Source organism: Pseudoalteromonas sp. meg-B1, assembly GCF_003173795.1.
GTDB classification, from domain to species: Bacteria; Pseudomonadota; Gammaproteobacteria; order Enterobacterales; family Alteromonadaceae; genus Pseudoalteromonas; species Pseudoalteromonas undina.
Window position 1 is genome coordinate 36,700 of the sequence record NZ_QGQU01000006.1, and the last position, 16,499, is coordinate 53,198.

Annotated in this window: 14 protein-coding genes; 7 read left to right on the top strand and 7 right to left on the bottom strand. The window is 39.9% G+C overall.

Annotated features, from left to right (window positions below; translation table 11 throughout):
• Nucleotides 1–65 precede the first annotated feature (65 nt).
• The 5 genes from DK924_RS16735 to DK924_RS16755 all read right to left on the bottom strand — a co-directional run bounded on the left by DK924_RS16735 (nucleotide 66) and on the right by DK924_RS16755 (nucleotide 3,205).
• On the bottom strand, nucleotides 66–911 hold the full coding sequence (locus DK924_RS16735; RefSeq protein WP_109875719.1) for a DUF4198 domain-containing protein: 846 nt from the start codon (nucleotides 909–911) through the stop codon (nucleotides 66–68).
• A 33-nt stretch (nucleotides 912–944) separates the two neighbouring features.
• Nucleotides 945–1,451 carry a DUF2271 domain-containing protein gene (locus DK924_RS16740; RefSeq protein ID WP_054202719.1) on the bottom strand — a complete coding sequence of 169 codons (507 nt, stop codon included), beginning with the start codon at nucleotides 1,449–1,451 and terminating at the stop codon, nucleotides 945–947.
• Nucleotides 1,451–2,083, bottom strand: a complete 633-nt coding sequence (locus DK924_RS16745) for a PepSY-associated TM helix domain-containing protein (protein ID WP_041709754.1) — start codon at nucleotides 2,081–2,083, stop codon at nucleotides 1,451–1,453. The genes DK924_RS16740 and DK924_RS16745 overlap by 1 nt, the downstream gene beginning before the upstream one ends.
• 105 nt (nucleotides 2,084–2,188) lie before the next feature.
• A complete protein-coding gene (locus DK924_RS16750) occupies nucleotides 2,189–2,584 on the bottom strand; it encodes a YbaN family protein (RefSeq protein ID WP_109875720.1) in 396 nt (131 codons plus the stop codon).
• A 138-nt stretch (nucleotides 2,585–2,722) separates the two neighbouring features.
• Entirely contained in the window at nucleotides 2,723–3,205 is a 483-nt protein-coding gene (locus tag DK924_RS16755) for a MarR family winged helix-turn-helix transcriptional regulator (RefSeq protein ID WP_008112832.1), read from the bottom strand.
• Between the two features lie 413 nt (nucleotides 3,206–3,618).
• Between DK924_RS16755 and DK924_RS16760 the strand changes: the two genes are divergently transcribed.
• The 4 genes from DK924_RS16760 (at nucleotide 3,619) to DK924_RS16775 (ending at nucleotide 9,531) form a co-directional block, all read left to right on the top strand.
• The gene (locus tag DK924_RS16760; RefSeq protein ID WP_054202712.1) at nucleotides 3,619–4,473 is read left to right on the top strand and encodes a D-hexose-6-phosphate mutarotase; all 855 of its coding nucleotides are present in this window, start codon (nucleotides 3,619–3,621) and stop codon (nucleotides 4,471–4,473) included.
• A gap of 5 nt (nucleotides 4,474–4,478) precedes the next feature.
• A complete protein-coding gene (locus DK924_RS16765) occupies nucleotides 4,479–5,024 on the top strand; it encodes a PH domain-containing protein (RefSeq protein ID WP_109875721.1) in 546 nt (181 codons plus the stop codon).
• A gap of 10 nt (nucleotides 5,025–5,034) precedes the next feature.
• Nucleotides 5,035–6,564 carry a PH domain-containing protein gene (locus DK924_RS16770; protein ID WP_375231859.1) on the top strand — a complete coding sequence of 510 codons (1,530 nt, stop codon included), beginning with the start codon at nucleotides 5,035–5,037 and terminating at the stop codon, nucleotides 6,562–6,564.
• 150 nt (nucleotides 6,565–6,714) lie between these two features.
• Nucleotides 6,715–9,531 carry a PD40 domain-containing protein gene (locus DK924_RS16775; protein ID WP_109875723.1) on the top strand — a complete coding sequence of 939 codons (2,817 nt, stop codon included), beginning with the start codon at nucleotides 6,715–6,717 and terminating at the stop codon, nucleotides 9,529–9,531.
• Nucleotides 9,532–9,589: 58 nt separating this feature from the next.
• On the opposite strand, the gene DK924_RS16780 is transcribed toward DK924_RS16775, so the two are convergent.
• On the bottom strand, nucleotides 9,590–10,723 hold the full coding sequence (locus tag DK924_RS16780; protein ID WP_109875724.1) for a PepSY domain-containing protein: 1,134 nt from the start codon (nucleotides 10,721–10,723) through the stop codon (nucleotides 9,590–9,592).
• 271 nt (nucleotides 10,724–10,994) lie between these two features.
• On the opposite strand from DK924_RS16780, the gene DK924_RS16785 reads away from it, so the two are divergent.
• Nucleotides 10,995–11,609, top strand: a complete 615-nt coding sequence (locus tag DK924_RS16785; RefSeq protein ID WP_010392228.1) for a PQ-loop domain-containing transporter — start codon at nucleotides 10,995–10,997, stop codon at nucleotides 11,607–11,609.
• 65 nt (nucleotides 11,610–11,674) lie between these two features.
• On the top strand, nucleotides 11,675–12,463 hold the full coding sequence (locus tag DK924_RS16790) for a PhzF family phenazine biosynthesis protein (RefSeq protein ID WP_109875725.1): 789 nt from the start codon (nucleotides 11,675–11,677) through the stop codon (nucleotides 12,461–12,463).
• A gap of 52 nt (nucleotides 12,464–12,515) precedes the next feature.
• Here the strand turns inward: DK924_RS16790 and DK924_RS16795 are convergent, their stop codons facing one another.
• On the bottom strand, nucleotides 12,516–15,026 hold the full coding sequence (locus DK924_RS16795) for a zinc-dependent metalloprotease (protein ID WP_109875726.1): 2,511 nt from the start codon (nucleotides 15,024–15,026) through the stop codon (nucleotides 12,516–12,518).
• A 290-nt stretch (nucleotides 15,027–15,316) separates the two neighbouring features.
• Between DK924_RS16795 and DK924_RS16800 the strand changes: the two genes are divergently transcribed.
• The gene (locus DK924_RS16800; RefSeq protein WP_010392234.1) at nucleotides 15,317–16,495 is read left to right on the top strand and encodes an efflux RND transporter periplasmic adaptor subunit; all 1,179 of its coding nucleotides are present in this window, start codon (nucleotides 15,317–15,319) and stop codon (nucleotides 16,493–16,495) included.
• Nucleotides 16,496–16,499 lie beyond the last annotated feature (4 nt).

Consider the following 16,499-nt stretch of genomic DNA (forward strand, 5'->3'; position numbering starts at 1 on the left):
AATGGCAGACTAAGTGATAAAAAAGGCCAAACTATTTGCTTGGCCTAATAAATAATATTTAATAATTACTCAGGTGCTACTTCAAGGGTTGTAAATAGTGCATAGCGACCTACGTCTACGCCAGCTTCATTAACTGTTACTTTTTGAGACGTTTCAATTAGGTATAAACCAGGGTGTTGCCAAGTGGTGGCAAAAAAACCGTCTTTATCTGTGGTTACTTTAATCTCACCGCGAGTATTACGATAGCGTGTATCACCTTTTAAAATACTTATTTCAATCCCTTCGCCAACCGGCTTGCCATCGCTTAGTAGTTGAAAGCGTGCTTGCTCACCAACAAATAGATCGTTTGGATGAGTTGGGCCGCTTAGCTCTAGGCCTTGACCTAATAGTGCCGGTTTAGACGTGCCATTATGGCTAACAAAGGTATCAACAGTAGAGATGGTTTTAATTGTGGTGATATCGCTGGCGTCTTTAGGTAAGTTGGCATCATCTTTTTTGGCGAATACGCGGCTTCGCTCACCTGCTGCATTTTTGTAAAATGTCATGTACATAGGTTTTTGCGTCATCGCAATATGATAGGTGCCTTGTTGCTGAAGTTTTACTGCTGCAGAGCTTTTGCGCTTTAGGTAATAGGCACGAATGGTATCGGTAACTTGCTCGCCATTTGGGGCAAGTGCCATAAGCAGAGTATCGTCGTACTCTGCGCCTTTTGTGCTTGGACGAAATGCTTTATCAGGTGCAAAAATTTCGTTAGAAATACTTGCGTCAATCATAACGTAATGTGCTTTATCGCCAGAAAGCGAAGTGTGCGAAGGTAGTAACCAACGGGCATGTGCGCTTGCCGCTGTTGATACAAGCGCGGATAAACTCAGTGCGCCTATTAATGCAATTTTTGATAAATTAACGTTCATTATTTTTCCTTTAAATTTGAATGATAAGTAGGGCTACCTAGCGCTTACAGTGACAAAGCTGGTCGCAAATTCGTTTTTACCTTCAATAGTTATTTTCTCTGATTGGGTTAAATCAAGCTCAATGCGGCTGTAATCACGGCCACCTTCTTCGCGCACAACTTCAATATTAAGTAGGTATTTACCGGGCGTTACAGGGTTACCGTTTAGATCGTTGCCATCCCAACTAATTGTATATGTGCCGGCACGCTTGGTAGCGCCGCTGACACCATCAAACTGAGCATTACCTTTACCGGCTTTGCGCCACCATTGGCGTAGATCTTTAAACCATTCTGCTTTTTGAACCCATAGTGCAAGCGTTGTTACGTGTTTGCGCTCTGGTGTTTCCAGCCATACAGCAACATAAGGTCGGTGGTAAGGTTGCACGTTTAAATCGGCGAGGGTTAATTCAACTTCTAACCTTGGCGATTGTGCATGAGCATTAATTTGAAATAGCGCGGCAACTAACAGCGTGATGCTTAGCCATGGTTTAATTTTAAACATTAAGACACTCCTTTTATTTGTGGTACCCAACACAGGTAAATAACGATAGGTGTTGCTACACCTAATGCGGTTATCCATATTCCTGCTAAGCGTTTTTTTCTATTTTGAAATAAAATAATCATGCCGGTGATGGCAAATAGGATCATCAGCACTGCTGATATATCAATAACCCAGCTCCATACTTCACCGCTGTAACGACCTTTATGTAGGTCGCCAATTACACTTAAAAACCCCCCAGTTTGATAATCGAGTAACAATTCGCCACTAATAAAATCAAATTCTGCGTAGGCGTAGCCTGCTGGTAATGGATAGTCGAGCATGACCAGTGAATCTTGCTTTTCCCATTCAATGCTTTTTACTTTATTCAGCCCATATTGCTTGGCTAGGTAAGCTTCTATTTGAGGATAAATAGTAGGTAGAGTGTTTAATTCTGTTTGTGCTTTTACAAGTAGTTCAGCTGGAATTGCTGCGGTAATTTGGCCGTTGTTTTTATCGTTTTTTAACCAGTCAACATGATTTAGCACTATGCCGCTTACACAAAATAGAATAAGTAAAAAAAACAAAGCGGTAGAAATATAGATATGTAAAGCACGACTCGTACTATATAAAGCGCGTTTATTAACAAAGGGCATAAAAGGTGCAGATTTAATTAATTTGTACGGATGATAATGATTTGCATTAGCTGTTACAAATTTATTTACCAAACTTTACACTTTATTTTGCTTATATCGAACGTATTAGTTTTTAGGTGGAGTTGAGGGCTTAGAAATTAAGTAAGTCAAAACCAGCACTTCAACAACAGCAGCTAGGACAATAACCCAAGAAGGAGAGCTGCTGTATAATAAAAATATAAAGCCTATTAGCATACCTATGCTCGCAGCATATTTTGCCTTTACAGGAACTACTTGATGAGCGCGCCAATGTTGTAATGTTGTGCCAAAGCGAGGATGGTTTAATAGCCAGGATTCAAGCGCGCTAGATGAGCGAGCAAAACAGGCTAAGGCTAAAATTAAAAACGGCGTGGTTGGCATAACGGGTAGGACAACACCAATAATGCCGAGTAATACACACAGCAACCCCAGCAATTTAAAGCCGATATTTTTATAATAAATAAAAACGTTTTGTATTTTCACGCTAGCTCTATTTAATAAGTTAAACGGTAAAAGGTAAGCCAATTACAGGATAAAATGAAGCTTAAATGGCTTAGTTACAAGTTATCAACTAAGTCATTTAAGGCGAGCAAAGGGATTTTATTGTTTTTATACTGCGTTTTATTCTTTAGGGGTTTGAAACAGTGCGCCTACCTCTAAAAGTGGGGAGGCGTCTAGCTTATCTGCATCCATCATTGCGGCAATACGCTGCATTGATGAAAGGAGTAAACTCTGTTCCCATTCAGCAAGTGCTGAAAATTTTTCGATAAAATGCTCTTGTAATGGCTGTGGTGCTTTTTCGAGTAGTTCTTTACCTTGTTCGGTAAGGTATAAGCTGACTCGGCGCTTATCCATTTGACTGCGAACACGTGTTACTAAGTTTTTACTTTCGATTCGGTCAAGAATATTAGTAACCGTTGCTGGGCTTAAGTTAACGTTTTGCGCAATACGGCTGGCGGTAATACCATCAGTTTGAGACACTTCCTGCATGATAAGCAGTTGTGGCCCTGTTAAACCCGCTGTTTTATTAAGTTGCTTTGAATGTAAGTCAATCGCACGGATCACCTTACGTAAAGAAACTAGTAATTCGTCATATTTTTGCATTTGCTTGTCTCATGGAAGGCGAATCATTTGCCGTAATCATGAAATGTTACACATCAAATAAATTGAATTCAAATGATATATGTTATTTCAGCCCGCTGTTATTAGTTTTTATTGGTTTTTATTAATTTGAGCAGTAATTAAAATAGTATTTATTATCTTTAATTTATTAAACGTTCATAACATTCTGTTTGCTAAGGTTGCGCACCTTACGTAGGTTAAAAGCGATACGCAAGCCACGGATGTAAAACTTTAGTCGTAATTTAGCCATTGATGTGGCGTAAAAATATAGTAACTAACTCAATTTAAATAACTATTCTATGTAGCTTATGCTTTAAGCATGCATTATTGTTTGTGTACAAGTAACCTGAACTCAGGTTAAGTATTAAAATAGTCTCAGTGTTAAAGGAAATAAAATGCAATTATCACCCTCAGTATGTATTGAGCGTACACATAGCGGTTTAGAATTTATTAGTATTAATAGTCGCCAATGTGAGGCGAAAATATTTTTACAAGGTGGGCAAATAACTGAGTTTACACCCAAAGACAAATTACCATTATTATGGGTGTCTGGGGATGAAACCTTTAGCGAAGGGAAAAGTATTCGTGGTGGCATTCCTATTTGCTGGCCTTGGTTTGGGCAACATGAAAATTCGGACTTCCCCGCGCATGGCTTTGCCCGTACGCATGTATGGCAAGCCGATGAAGTGCATGAAACCGACAGCGAGGTTACTGTGAGCCTTAAATTACCAATGAAGCAGGTAGATTCTACTTTTTGGCCGCATCAGTCGTCATTACGGGTTGAGTTTATCTTATCAGAGCAATTAGAGGTGCGTTTAACCACCTGTAATTTAGGCAACGTACCATTTAGTTATACACAAGCACTGCATACTTACTTTCCAACAGAAGATATTAATAATACCCGAGTGGCAGGGCTGCAAGGGGCACAATATATAGAATTTGGTCAAGGGCCTCATCAGCAAAATGACGTGGTCGACTTTTCCCGTGAAACCGATATGGTTTATACCCAAGCCGCAGCAGTTCAAACAATTGATACTCCTCAGGGGATGATCAGTGTTAGCAGAGAAAACTCGCAGTCGTGCGTACTATGGAATCCATGGATTGAAAAATCAAAGCGGCTATCAAATTTTGCCGATGATGATTATAAAAGCATGTTATGCCTAGAAGCTGCGAATGTGCTTGAAGATGCGGTTACGCTTGAGCCTAAACAAAGTCATACCTTAGTGACAACAATAAAGTGGCTTGGCTAAGTCCAATGGAGCAAAGTGTGTTTACTAATCAACAAATAACCGAACTACCGCAACATCAAAGCATAGAGTTTGAACCGCTTGCCGATAAAGCATTATTGCATGCACAGTTGAATTGGTTGTTATTTTTTATCCCTTTTTGCTTAGTGCTAGCGGCTGTTTGTTATTTCAATACAGATTTTGCAGCCATGGCGCAAGGTTACTTATTGGTTGCTGTTCCGCTATTAATTTTACTTTGTATGTTATACAGCGTGTTCAGTATTAAACTACAAGGTAGTGCATTACGTACCCACGATATAGCGTTTAAAAAGGGTATTATTTGGCAACAGGTAACTATTTTGCCGTTAGCACGAGTGCAGCATATTGAAATACATCGTGGGCCAATAGAGCGAAAACTGGGTTTAGCCAGTTTACGGCTTTACAGCGCAGGTGGTATGAGTGCTGATTTACAAATTAGCGGCCTGACCCACGAAAAGTGCAAAAATATTCGTCAATTTGTACAAAGCTATCGCCACGATGATACCACAAGCGAGGCTACTGCCAGTGAGTGTTGATGCTACGCAAATGACTCCACCTTCACTTAATTGGCAAAAAGTGTCGCCCTGGGCACTGGCTTATTTTGTGATGCACTTTAGTGTGCGGTTCGTCAAAGACGGCTTATTTAATTTACTGCCTGTGTTAGTGGTATTTGTTACCCAGGTAGAAAATAAACTATTTTGGGGGCAAGTTGCGCTCGCGATTGCTTTGACTTCATTGCTTGCTTATTGTTTTTTGTATTACCGTAGTTTTCGTTTTTGTATTACTGACGAGCATGAAATTTTACTAAATAAAGGCGTATTTAAAAAAGAGCGACTCACCTTAAAGTTTTCTAGGGTGCAAAATGTAAACATAGCTGAGCCCTTTTATTTTACTCCAGTAGGTTTAGTTAATTGCATTTTTGATGCTGCCGGCAGTGTTGCCCAAGAAGCGGTATTGCCGGGAGTAACCAGCGGTTATGCCCAGCAAATGCGCAAACAAGTATTTGACTACAAAGCACAGCAGCAACCATCAGCAGAAGTAGCTGACACAGCGCAGTCTCATATTGAAGAGCAGGACGAAAATAGTTTATTCATTTCAAATAAAGAAATAGCTAAGTTTGGTTTAATGTCGAACATGGCCATTTTAGCGCTTGCCGCTATTGCCCCTTTTATGAATGTGGCAATCGATTTTTTAGAGCAGCAGTTTATAACAAAAATAGAGGGTTTTTATCAGCAAGAGCTGGGTATGATGGCTAATGCAGCGGTATTCGCAGTAATTACTTTGATTTTTGTATTGGTATTTATAGCGGTGTTTTTATCGGTGACTATGTCGCTCATTCGGTTCTATAATTATCAGCTTTATTTTAAAAATAAAAAATTTAAACGTATTGCAGGGCTGTTAGAACGCCATCAACTATCAATTAGTTTAGATAAAGTGCAATCTATAGTTATTAAGCAAAACCTAATTGCTAGGCTATTGAAACGTTTTACTGTTGAGTGTTTGCAAGCCAGCAGTGGTGGCGCTGCAAGTATGGCGAAAAAGAATAAACAAACCTTAGTGTTACCTGTGCTCACGCAGGAGCAAGTTGATAATGTGTGTCAGTGGATTTACCCATGGTTTGACAGTAAAAAGCTGGCATTCAAGGCGGTAGAAAGGGCATTGTTATATAAAAATATGGTGTTTTATGCCTTGCTACCGAGTGTTGCTTCTGGGTTTTTAATTAGCTTTATGCAACTTAATGTATTAATTCCGTTAGCATTATTTTTGGTATTAGCTACGTTAGTATTTTTGTCTTATAAACGTTATGGGTATTATCTTCATCAACAAGATGGGCGTTTTTATATGGTGGTACGCAAAGGTATGATTGGCGTACATTACCGGGTATTTGAGCTGTACAAAGCACAAAGCGCTCGCAGTGTGAGTACCTTTTTTATGCGTCGCTCTGGCTTAAGAAGCCTGTATATACAACTTGCTGCAGGTGGCGCGTATGTTCCGTATTTAAAACAGCAAGATGCTGACTTTATTATTGATTTTACGCTCATGCAGGCTGAGTCAGACTCCCGTAGTTGGATGTAATTTCCTCCGTTGTAAATAATTAGCGTTCAGGTTAAATAATAAAGCAGGTGTAAATACACATTTGCACATGCTTTATTACACTTTTTTACTGCCCGTTTTTTCCTTTTAATAATAACCTAGGTGTATTAAGGAATTATTTTAGGGAATTTTATGAAACAGACACTGCTGGCATCCGCTTTATTACTTGCCTCACCAAGCTTCGCTGCTAATTGGCAAACCATTCATACCGAGCATTTCAATGTACACTTTAGTAGTGAGCATACTGATTTTGCTAAATCGACTGCTGTGGAGCTGGAGATTGTTCGTACTAAAGTGCTTGAGCAGCAAAATCGTGCGCTTGATAAAATTGTCGATGTGGTGGTATTTGATCCTTTAAATGCAGCTAATGGCTTTGCCTTACCAACCTCTAATAATCCTGTTATGGCGCTTTTTACTACGCCACCACAATCGGATACGGTAATCTCAAACTCATCGGGCTGGCAGCAATTACTAGTATTGCATGAGTACATTCACTTAGTGCATTTAGCGCAGCCAACCCGCAGTGAGTGGCAACAAAAAATTAGAGGGGTATGGGATCTTTACGATTTAACCTATGGCGATACACCGCGCTGGGTAGCTGAAGGATACGCCACCTTAATTGAGTCTAAAATGACAGGCCGAGGGCGACTCTTTGATAACTATTCTGAGGCAATACTCAGGGAGTTTGCTCAGCAAGGAGCGCTTCCGACCTATGGGCAACTAAATAGTGATGAAGGCTTTATGGCGGGCTCCATGGCGTATTTAATGGGAAGTCGTTTTTTATACTGGCTAGAGCAAAATTACTCAGAGCAGCTGGTCGATAATGTATGGGTTCGTATGCGGGCGGTTAAGTCTCGAGATTTTGACGACGCATTTTCTGGTGTATTCGGGCAAAGCGCTGCCAAGCTATATCGTCGATTTATTGCTGAGTTCACTTACAAAGCAATGCAACAAGAGCAAACCGAGTCACCACTTAATAGCAAGCTTTGGTTAAAGCTTGATTTATACGCTAGCAACCCCGCTCTTTCTGGTGATGGCAGCAAAATTGCCATAGTGGAGCGTGATAAAAAAAGTAATACCAAGCTCATAATTTATAGCACTGAGGACAACACTAAAGCGCAACAGCAATTTACTAAAGCACAAAAGCAATTACTTGAAGATGATGCTAAGGATATTCCTGATACTGCGCCAAGTGTATTTAAGCGCGAACAAAAACAAATATTAAATCAAATAAATCGAGCAGGTATTGCCAATCCGCAGTGGGTAGGCAATAACACTCTTTATTTTAATGCCTACAGTAGTGAGGAGTCGGGGACTTATAACAAAGTGTCTGACATTTTTAGCTATAACATAGATACTGGCAACGTCGAACAACTCACTGAACTGGCTGGTATTCGTCGTTTTAGTGTTACCCGCGATGGTGAAACACTTTACGGTGAGCAAATAAGAGCTGGGTATTCTGAATTAGTAAAAGTCGACCTTAATACACAAACAATCACGCCACTTTTTACCAAGAGCTTAAAAACGACGTATGATTACCCGACCCTAAGCCCCGATGAAATAAAATTAGCTTATTTATCAGCGTCATTAAACGAAAATTGGCAGTTGTATATACAAGAGTTGGCCGGTGATACTAGGCAGTCAGTCCCAATGCCTAATGGGTATCAATATTTAAGCCAGCCGAGTTTTAGTCAAAATGGGGAGTCTATCTATTTTGTTGCTGGCTTAAATAATAAGACTGATATTTATAATTACCATATAAAAAATAACACCCTCACCCGCTTAACTAACGGGCAAGAAGCGCTCGCATATCCGATTGAAACAGAAGATGGCTCACTACTTTATTTTTCCACTAATGCCGATGGCCCTGATGTAAAAACGCTAACAATAGCAAAAAATCGCGCAGCCGTGACGGATCTCGCTGTAACCAGTGAAGCTCCATTGTTGATGGTAAATAAGCATACCTTGCCACCGGCAAAAATATATACCGATGAGATAGCAGAGCAAAGCGATTACGCAGTACTTGATCAGCAAGCGACGTTTGCCTTGGGATCACAGTATTATTCAGCGTCAACCAGTTTGCTAAGCGTAGGTATAAAAAGTAGCGACCTATTAAAGCAACTTGATTTACAAGCGGGTTATAACATTGATTTGCATGACGGTGCATTACATGGAGGGTTTGTACAAGCAAAATACAATGCGCTGAATACAAAGTTTAAGCTTGCGCTATTTGATTATAATTTGGATACATCACATCAATATCAACCTAGCTTAAACGCTGATATTGATGCCCGAGGTGGCTTTGCTGCAATAAGCCACCCATTGAAATTTGGTCAATTACAGTTAACCCCAGAACTTGCTTATAACTATACAGATTATAAAAATGGTCATAAAAATTGGACACGGTTGAGTATTAGTCAGCAATGGCAACATGACCGCCAAGCATTTGCCATAGGGCAGAGTATTTATGCCAGTATTTATGAGGGACAAAATCAAAGTAGTCATTGGCAAGGTTATGACTTAGCAACAAAAATATTTGGCAAAGCATTTAATATTCCCATGTTTGTGAGCTTTGAACAAAAACAACGAGACGATAGTAATTTAGCTTTAGGAGGGTTTAGTTCTAACCTGATTAATCAGCAACAAAGTAGCGAGTTTGTGCTTGCTGCTGAATTGCCTTTTTACAGTGCAACTGCAGAGCGCTATCAAGGTTATGGCGGTGGCATTAGCTTTAAAGAAGGCATGCCCTGGTTTTACTATAAGCAACATCAATTAGATAACAGCGTTTATGCACAAAGTTATGGCTTAAAATACCAAAGTAACTTTAACTTTGGGATGGGTCCTGCGGGCGTTAATGACTTAACTTTTGATATGGGACTGTCGCGTGTTGAAGGCAACAGCTTTGAAGATGAAATGCGCGCATGGTTAAGCTTTTACTATTCATTGTAAAAGCTTATTTAGCTAAGTTACTATCTCAAGTTAGTAACTTAGCTGAGCATTAATACTATCAAGCGTTAGCGCTTTTTCGCTGCATTACACGATTTCTTTGTGAATGCTTTTTACGTTTGCGGCGGGTAAGCCATAAATAAAAGCCTGTACCAGCGAGCCATACAGGGCTAAGGCCAACAATACACCATAGTATTTTACTGATAAGCCCAGCAAAATAACCAAAGTGTAGTTTTCTAAAACTGTCTATTACTTGCCAACCAGCACCAGCCTCTCGAATATCCCAGTTAGCCATGTGTTCACCTGTTTGCTTATTGTAAGTTATGGTATTGGCGTATTCACTGGTAAGTGGATTACTGGTATTTACTTCGCCATAAAGAGTAATATTTTCATCGGGCTCTCGTGGAAAAACTAAAAAAGTTGTATTAAAAGTGGGTATTTGCAGCTTGCTATCATTAAGAATCCGCTCAAAAGAGATGTCGTCACTATATAATTTATTTGTAATAGTGTAGTGCTCTTCTTCTGCGTGTTCTATTACTTCGTGATACCACACTGCACCATTAAAATAACCACCGGTAATCGCTAAAACGATAAGGATAGGAGAGCCTAATACTCCAGTCATTTTATGAATGTCGCTAAGTACTATTTGTAAAGTTGCGCGCCAGCGTACGCTAAATAGTCGCTGCCAAAATTTACGGTAAATAATTAAGCCTGTAATGCCCAGAGTTAATAAAAATAAAGCAAAAAAGAACCCTAATACGGTACCTGTTTGCCCAGGTAAGCTTTTTAAGTCGTTAAGTAAAAAGGTGTAATGGAGTTCTAAAAACCAGTCGGTAAAATAATGAGTTGTGCTTACTGGTTCTGATAAAACCTCTCCGGTGTATTGGTCTAAATGCAACTTATACCAATCGTCAGTGCCACGCTTAACCAAATAAAGCCGGTCGGCGGTGGTGTTATTAAAAAGCTCCCAGCTTCCTACTACATACTCAGGAAAGGCTGCTTCGGCTTTATCTATTAATGAGTCCATAGGTAAGCGAGCAGCTTGCTGCTGTACCACAAAGTGTTTGTCAGGCATCAGTAAGCCATCAATTTCACTTTTAAACACTAAAACACTGCCGGTAATGCTAATAACAATTAACGGAATAATGGCAATTAGCGCCAACCAACTATGAACTTTAAACAGTGTTTTTCTCATTACTTAAGCTTGCATGTTAATTTTTAGATATGCGCATGATAACAGTTATCATTTGTGTTGCAATTATAAAATAGTGAGACTGTGAAGTTATAGCAACGGTTTTTGTATACTCAAGTTGCCACAGGAGGAAACTAAAGTAGGTGTGAAGCTTGTATAAAACCTAGCCAGCTCTACAATGCGCGCACAAAAATAAAGCCTTTAAAAACAAATGTTTAAAAAATGTTTTATTTCTTCCTTTTTATTAACAACAATGTAACGAGCGAGGTTTGCTTTGGCGTATTATTTGCCTATTTTATCAGTGTTTATTTTGGTTTTTAGTTTTTTACCGTTACTTAATAAAATTATTAAAAACCGCAGTGTATCGGGTGTATCACTGCTAATGATGACATTTGGTTTAGCGCAAAGTGTGTACTTTATTAGCTACAATCTTTATTTTGCTCGTTTTTATATTGCCTTGCCGTTTTTTGCGACAGGTTTATTAAGTGGTTTAATTTTATACTTTTTTGCACGTTATAATGCCGCTAAACGTCAGAAGCTGCAGTTACTTGGCATGCTTAGCTTTTCGTTATTACCTTTTTTGTTGCTGTTAAACCCTAACCTAGATACCGCCACTGTGCTAAATGGCTTAACCTATGTGGGCTTAATTATGAGTTCAGTACGGGTTATGCCACAAACCTATAAAACACTGCGAACAGGGAATATTAGTAACCTTAGTGCGCGCTATTTTAGTTTGCAATTTATAGCAGGTATCTGTGGCTTGTTTGCAGAGCTAGCCATGCCAGTGCAAAGTACTTCGCATATATTAATGTTTATTATGATATTGCTAACTAATGCGCTGCAATTTGCGTGTATGCAGTATTATCGCGTACGTCCTGTGTTGGCATAAAATTATAGTGACCGTTAATTTCATTTGTGGCACTTTGAGTAACCAATAAATAAAAAGTGCCCACTATGAAATTAACTATCCATCAAATCGATGCGTTCAGCAGTGAACTGTTTAAAGGTAATTATGCTGCCGTGATCCCACTAGAGTCTTGGCTTAGTGATGATCTTATGCTGAATATCGCTTCGGAAAACAACGTGTCTGAAACCGCTTTTACTTGTCAGTCGGCAGATGGAAGCTTTGCGATACGTTGGTTTTCGCCATTAATGGAGATTGATTTTTGCGGCCATGCTACTTTAGCGGCGGCCTATGTGCTTTGTGAGCAACATAGTATATCGCAGGTGCGCTTTAGCGCAGAGGCGGTGGGCAAACTGATTGTTAATAAAAATAACGATGGCAGCTTTGCTATGACCTTTCCTAAACAAGCCCCTGAAGAGGTTCAGCTTATCCCTGATGCATTATTAGCTGGCCTGTCTATACAACCTGTTAAAGTGCTGAAAAACCGCCAAGCTTATTTTGCTATTTATGGTAATGAGCAGCAGGTTGTAGATCTGAAAACAACCAATGAACAACTAAAAAAATTAGCCCCATTAGATGTGGTTGCAACAGCACCGAGTGTTGAGTATGACTTTATTTCTCGTTATTTTTGGCCTGCCAGTGGTGGTGATGAAGATTTTGTGACCGGCTCAATTCATACCGGGCTTGCCCCTTATTGGGCAGAACAATTTGGCAAAAACTCTTTAAGTGCTTATCAGGCCTCACAACGAGGCGGGAAGCTTTACTGTGAAGTGGGTGATACAACAGTAACATTGACGGGTCATGCCGTAAGGTACCTAAAAGGTACTATTTACCTTTGAATTAGTGTAAAAAAGGCCACGTAAAACGTGGCCTTGGTTTACTCACTGTTATTTACGCTTCTAGCGCTTTGCTAATTAAGCGATCGATATACTTTTTATGTGCTTTGGTTGCGGTGTCTGCACCCCATGCAACATCTTGATCGGCTATTTGAGTTAGCTGATATAGCGCAGCTGTTTTTGCTAAGTTATCGTATTTACTTGCTTTTTTTAAGCCTGCAATTGCAATAAGCTGATTTACGTATTCAATCTGTAAATTATGACTGATCGAATTAGCATTTTTACTATCAACAAAAATACTTGCAGTTAAATCCCCCATAAATTGCGTAAGGCTGTATTCATTACCATATAAAGCGGTATCTGAAATACGCAGTAACACAGCAGGATGCAGTAGTTGCGCTAATACACCTTTTTGCATGCCTAAAATCATTTTATGCGGTTTAGGGTCTTCGTTTTTACCGTAATGATTAAACCCACGACGCTGTTGCTGCATAAAGTTATACAAAGGCTGCATACTTTGCAGTACATTTGGAGCAAACACATACTCAGCTAAAATAGCCATTGCTTGAGTTTGACGCTCAAGTGGCACCGGTGTAAAAGGCTTTGCTGCATTTTCATCGCCCACTACGGCACGCTCTACATAAACCCCTCCAATTTGACGAGATACCACACCTGCCTGCGCACGGTATTGGCCAAATAGGCTGTTAGCAGAAGTAACAAGCTGTTGGTAAGACTCGCCTTTTACTGTAGCTTTGTCTTTAAGTTCAGAAAATAGTGTATTGATCAGTGCCATTCTATCTGCACCATAAGCTGCAGGGTTAGACGATAAATCGCCAATCATCACGCGAGGGTCTATATGGCGACCTGGTGCACGCATATCGTCGGCATCGTTACCAAAGGCCAGTGCATGTTCGCTTGAGCGAGCGAGTATTTTATCAAGACGAGCTTGTTCTGCTGCTTCATCTTTAAGAGCTGCGCTGTAGCCGTAGTTTATTGCCCAATCATCGTATGGACCGGGTTTAGTTTGGAAGATATCGCCTTGAGTTACACCCGTTGGCGCTATATTTGCTGGCGCATAGTCCATTACTGAGCCGGTCACTATACCTTGAGTTTTACTTTTGTCGTGAACTTCTTTCTCATCCCACAAAATAGAAGATTTCATGTTGTGATTAAGACCTAAAGTATGCCCTACTTCATGTAAAACCAACTGAGTTAAGCCTTGGCGTAACATTTCAGTATCTTCAATATTAGCACCATTTGCTAAGCCTTTTGCAAGTATTAGGTTTTGTTGTAACTCATGACCTAAAGAACAATTAAGCTCAGTGTTGCTTCCTGGTTGTGTATGGCTCATAGTGCCTTGAGTATAAAGCGTATCGTATATCCAGCGGTTTTTCATAAATACAAACTCAAGCATAATGTCTGAGCCTAAAATTTCACCGGTTAGAGGGTTAGCTAATGCTGGTCCATATCCACCAAAAGGTGGCTTAGGCGATGAAGTCCAACGCAGTACATTATAGTTAATATCGCCGGCATCCCAATCGGCATCATCAGGTTGTACTTTTACTTCTATTGCATTTTTAAAGCCTGCCTTTTCAAATGAGCTATTCCAAGCAAGTACGGCGTTACGAACTGTATCTCGCCACTCAACAGGCGTAGTATTTTCTATCCACCAGGTAATCGGCTTTACTGGCTCTGAAAGTGCTGCGTTTGGATCTTTCTTTTGTAGGTCCCAGCGCTTTATTACATCTTGGTATGGTGCCCAGTCAGTTGATGTCATTTTATCAAACTGATTAGTGAAATAACCAATGCGCGCATCATCAAAACGAGATTGGTAGCTATTATCAGGTAAAGCTACAAATGAGTGCTGAACTTTTACTGACACGCTTCGTGGATCGCTTATCGCACCTGAGCCTCGAACGGTTGGGCTACTATTAGTAAATACATAGTCAACCACCACATCTAGATTGTTAGGGTAAGGACGCTGTTTGATGATACGTGATTTTTTATCATCTAATTTACCTACTTTAAAACGCTTTTTAGCATTTTTATCGTTCGGATTAGGCGTTGGTGATACTTTATGCAGTGCTTCACTTAAAAATAGCTTGTTAACATTAAAGGCTATTTTACCTTCTTCTTGCTTTTCTATTTTTATACTTGCAAGTACCGCTTCGCTAATGTTTGCCTCGCTGGCTTTAGCTAGCGCGCTATTTTCGTTAAATAAGTAACGCGGGGTTTTACTAACAATATCGATACGATCAAAGTACTTTCTAAATTCAATTAACTTTGTTTCACGGTACGCGCCACGAAAATGACCCGCATCAGTCGCACCATCAACGGTGTGTGCAAAATAAACAAAAGGGGTATCGAGCTGTGACTCGTTAATTACCATTAGGTGGTCACCGGTTTTTTCATCTTGGTAAAGATTAAAAATGCCAGCAAATTCGGTTTGGCCTTTAATCATTTCACTTAATGTTTGTGGCTTTTTTTCTTCTTTTTTTTCTGCAGCAACAGTATAGCTACTGCCAAGCGCTATACTAAGCGCCAAGGTAAGTGTGGTTAATTTCATAATTTGTCTTTTGTCGTTGTTAATGTAATTTTACTGTACGGTTTGTCATGCTATTTCGTACAGTATCGTTCCTAAATACTACCTCAAAGTGATTAGCTTTATGATTTATAATGGTAAAAATTTGTAACAATACATTTATAAGCGACTCAGTGAGGGTTTTTATTGATTTATACTTCACTGCATAAGACCTAACCTATACTTTTTTGTAACAGTTGCTTACAAATGTCACGTTAATGTTTCATTAAGCTTTGGTATCATGGTGTTAATAGTAATTTGGGAGTAATAAACAGATGCAAGGTAATGTACTTAGGTGGATTTTTCCGTTCGTAGCATTAACATTAGGTGTGGTTGGTTTTGCTGCAATTAATGCGATTGCAAAAGAGTCAGATAAAAAAGAAGTCATAGACACTCGTCCAACGGTGCAGGTTGAAGCTGTTTCCGCTAACAATCATCAAGTTATCATTAATAGTTATGGTGAAGTGCAGCCGCTAGAAAATACCCAGCTTTCAGCGCAAGTATCCGGTGAGGTAGTTAGCTGGCATCCAAGCTTTGTGGCCGGTGGGGTCGTGGGTCGTGGCGAAATCTTATTTACAATTGAAAAAGATAACTACGAAGCAGCAGTACTGCAAGCCGAGGCTGAACTTGCCCGCGCGCAAGCGATGTTAATTGAAGAGCAAGCGCAAGCTAAAGTAGCAGAAGACGAAGCAAAACGTTTCCCAAATAAAGCGCGTACCGATTTATTTTTACGTAAACCACAAGTGTTGAGTGCGCAGGCATCGGTTAAATCGGCCCAAGCTGCATTGAAAAGGGCACAACGCGATTTAGATAATTGTGAAGTGAGCGCACCATACGATGCACTAGTGGTGAGTCGTAATGTAGGTGTTGGTCAGTTTGTCACTATGGGCGCTCAAGTTGCCGAGCTGAATAATATTGAAACCGCTGAAGTGATTATTCCGATCGCTGGCTTTGACAGTGTGTTTTTACCTGAGCGTGTTAAAGGGGTAACTGCAACGGTTATTAAAACAGGATTAAATGGGTTTACTCGCCAAGCAGTAATAGACCGCGATTTAGGGATTGTTGATAACGCGACTCGCATGAGCAGTTTAGTAGTAAGAATTGAAGATCCTTATGGGCTTACTAATCAGCAGCCTGCAATTAAATTTGGCACTTATGTACAAGTAAACTTTGCTGGCACTATGCTCAATAATATTTATCGTTTACCGCAAGAGTTAGTAAATAACCAAACCGTGTGGGTAGTCAATGATGAGCAACAGTTAGAGCCGCGTAAGGTGAAAGTAATTCGTGAAGAAGGTGAATACTTCTATATCAGTGATGGCTTAGAAGCCAACGACAAGCTTGTTACTACCTTGCCGGAATATCCACAAAAAGGAATGGCAGTAAAAATAGCCGGTTTAACAGAGACTAAAAGTACAGATGCAGCAGAAAACGCATCCACTGAAAAACTTTAAGGTA

Excerpts from the sequence above, each read along its gene's own strand:
- DK924_RS16795 (WP_109875726.1), bottom strand. The coding sequence starts at position 15,026 with ATGAAATTAACCACACTTACCTTGGCGCTTAGTATAGCGCTTGGCAGT.
- DK924_RS16775 (WP_109875723.1), top strand. The coding sequence starts at position 6,715 with ATGAAACAGACACTGCTGGCATCCGCTTTATTACTTGCCTCACCAAGC.
- DK924_RS16740 (WP_054202719.1), bottom strand. The coding sequence starts at position 1,451 with ATGTTTAAAATTAAACCATGGCTAAGCATCACGCTGTTAGTTGCCGCG.
- DK924_RS16760 (WP_054202712.1), top strand. The coding sequence starts at position 3,619 with ATGCAATTATCACCCTCAGTATGTATTGAGCGTACACATAGCGGTTTA.
- DK924_RS16780 (WP_109875724.1), bottom strand. The coding sequence starts at position 10,723 with ATGAGAAAAACACTGTTTAAAGTTCATAGTTGGTTGGCGCTAATTGCC.
- DK924_RS16755 (WP_008112832.1), bottom strand. The coding sequence starts at position 3,205 with ATGCAAAAATATGACGAATTACTAGTTTCTTTACGTAAGGTGATCCGT.
- DK924_RS16765 (WP_109875721.1), top strand. The coding sequence starts at position 4,479 with ATGGAGCAAAGTGTGTTTACTAATCAACAAATAACCGAACTACCGCAA.
- DK924_RS16735 (WP_109875719.1), bottom strand. The coding sequence starts at position 911 with ATGAACGTTAATTTATCAAAAATTGCATTAATAGGCGCACTGAGTTTA.
- DK924_RS16745 (WP_041709754.1), bottom strand. The coding sequence starts at position 2,083 with ATGCCCTTTGTTAATAAACGCGCTTTATATAGTACGAGTCGTGCTTTA.
- DK924_RS16790 (WP_109875725.1), top strand. The coding sequence starts at position 11,675 with ATGAAATTAACTATCCATCAAATCGATGCGTTCAGCAGTGAACTGTTT.
- DK924_RS16800 (WP_010392234.1), top strand. The coding sequence starts at position 15,317 with ATGCAAGGTAATGTACTTAGGTGGATTTTTCCGTTCGTAGCATTAACA.
- DK924_RS16770 (WP_375231859.1), top strand. The coding sequence starts at position 5,035 with ATGACTCCACCTTCACTTAATTGGCAAAAAGTGTCGCCCTGGGCACTG.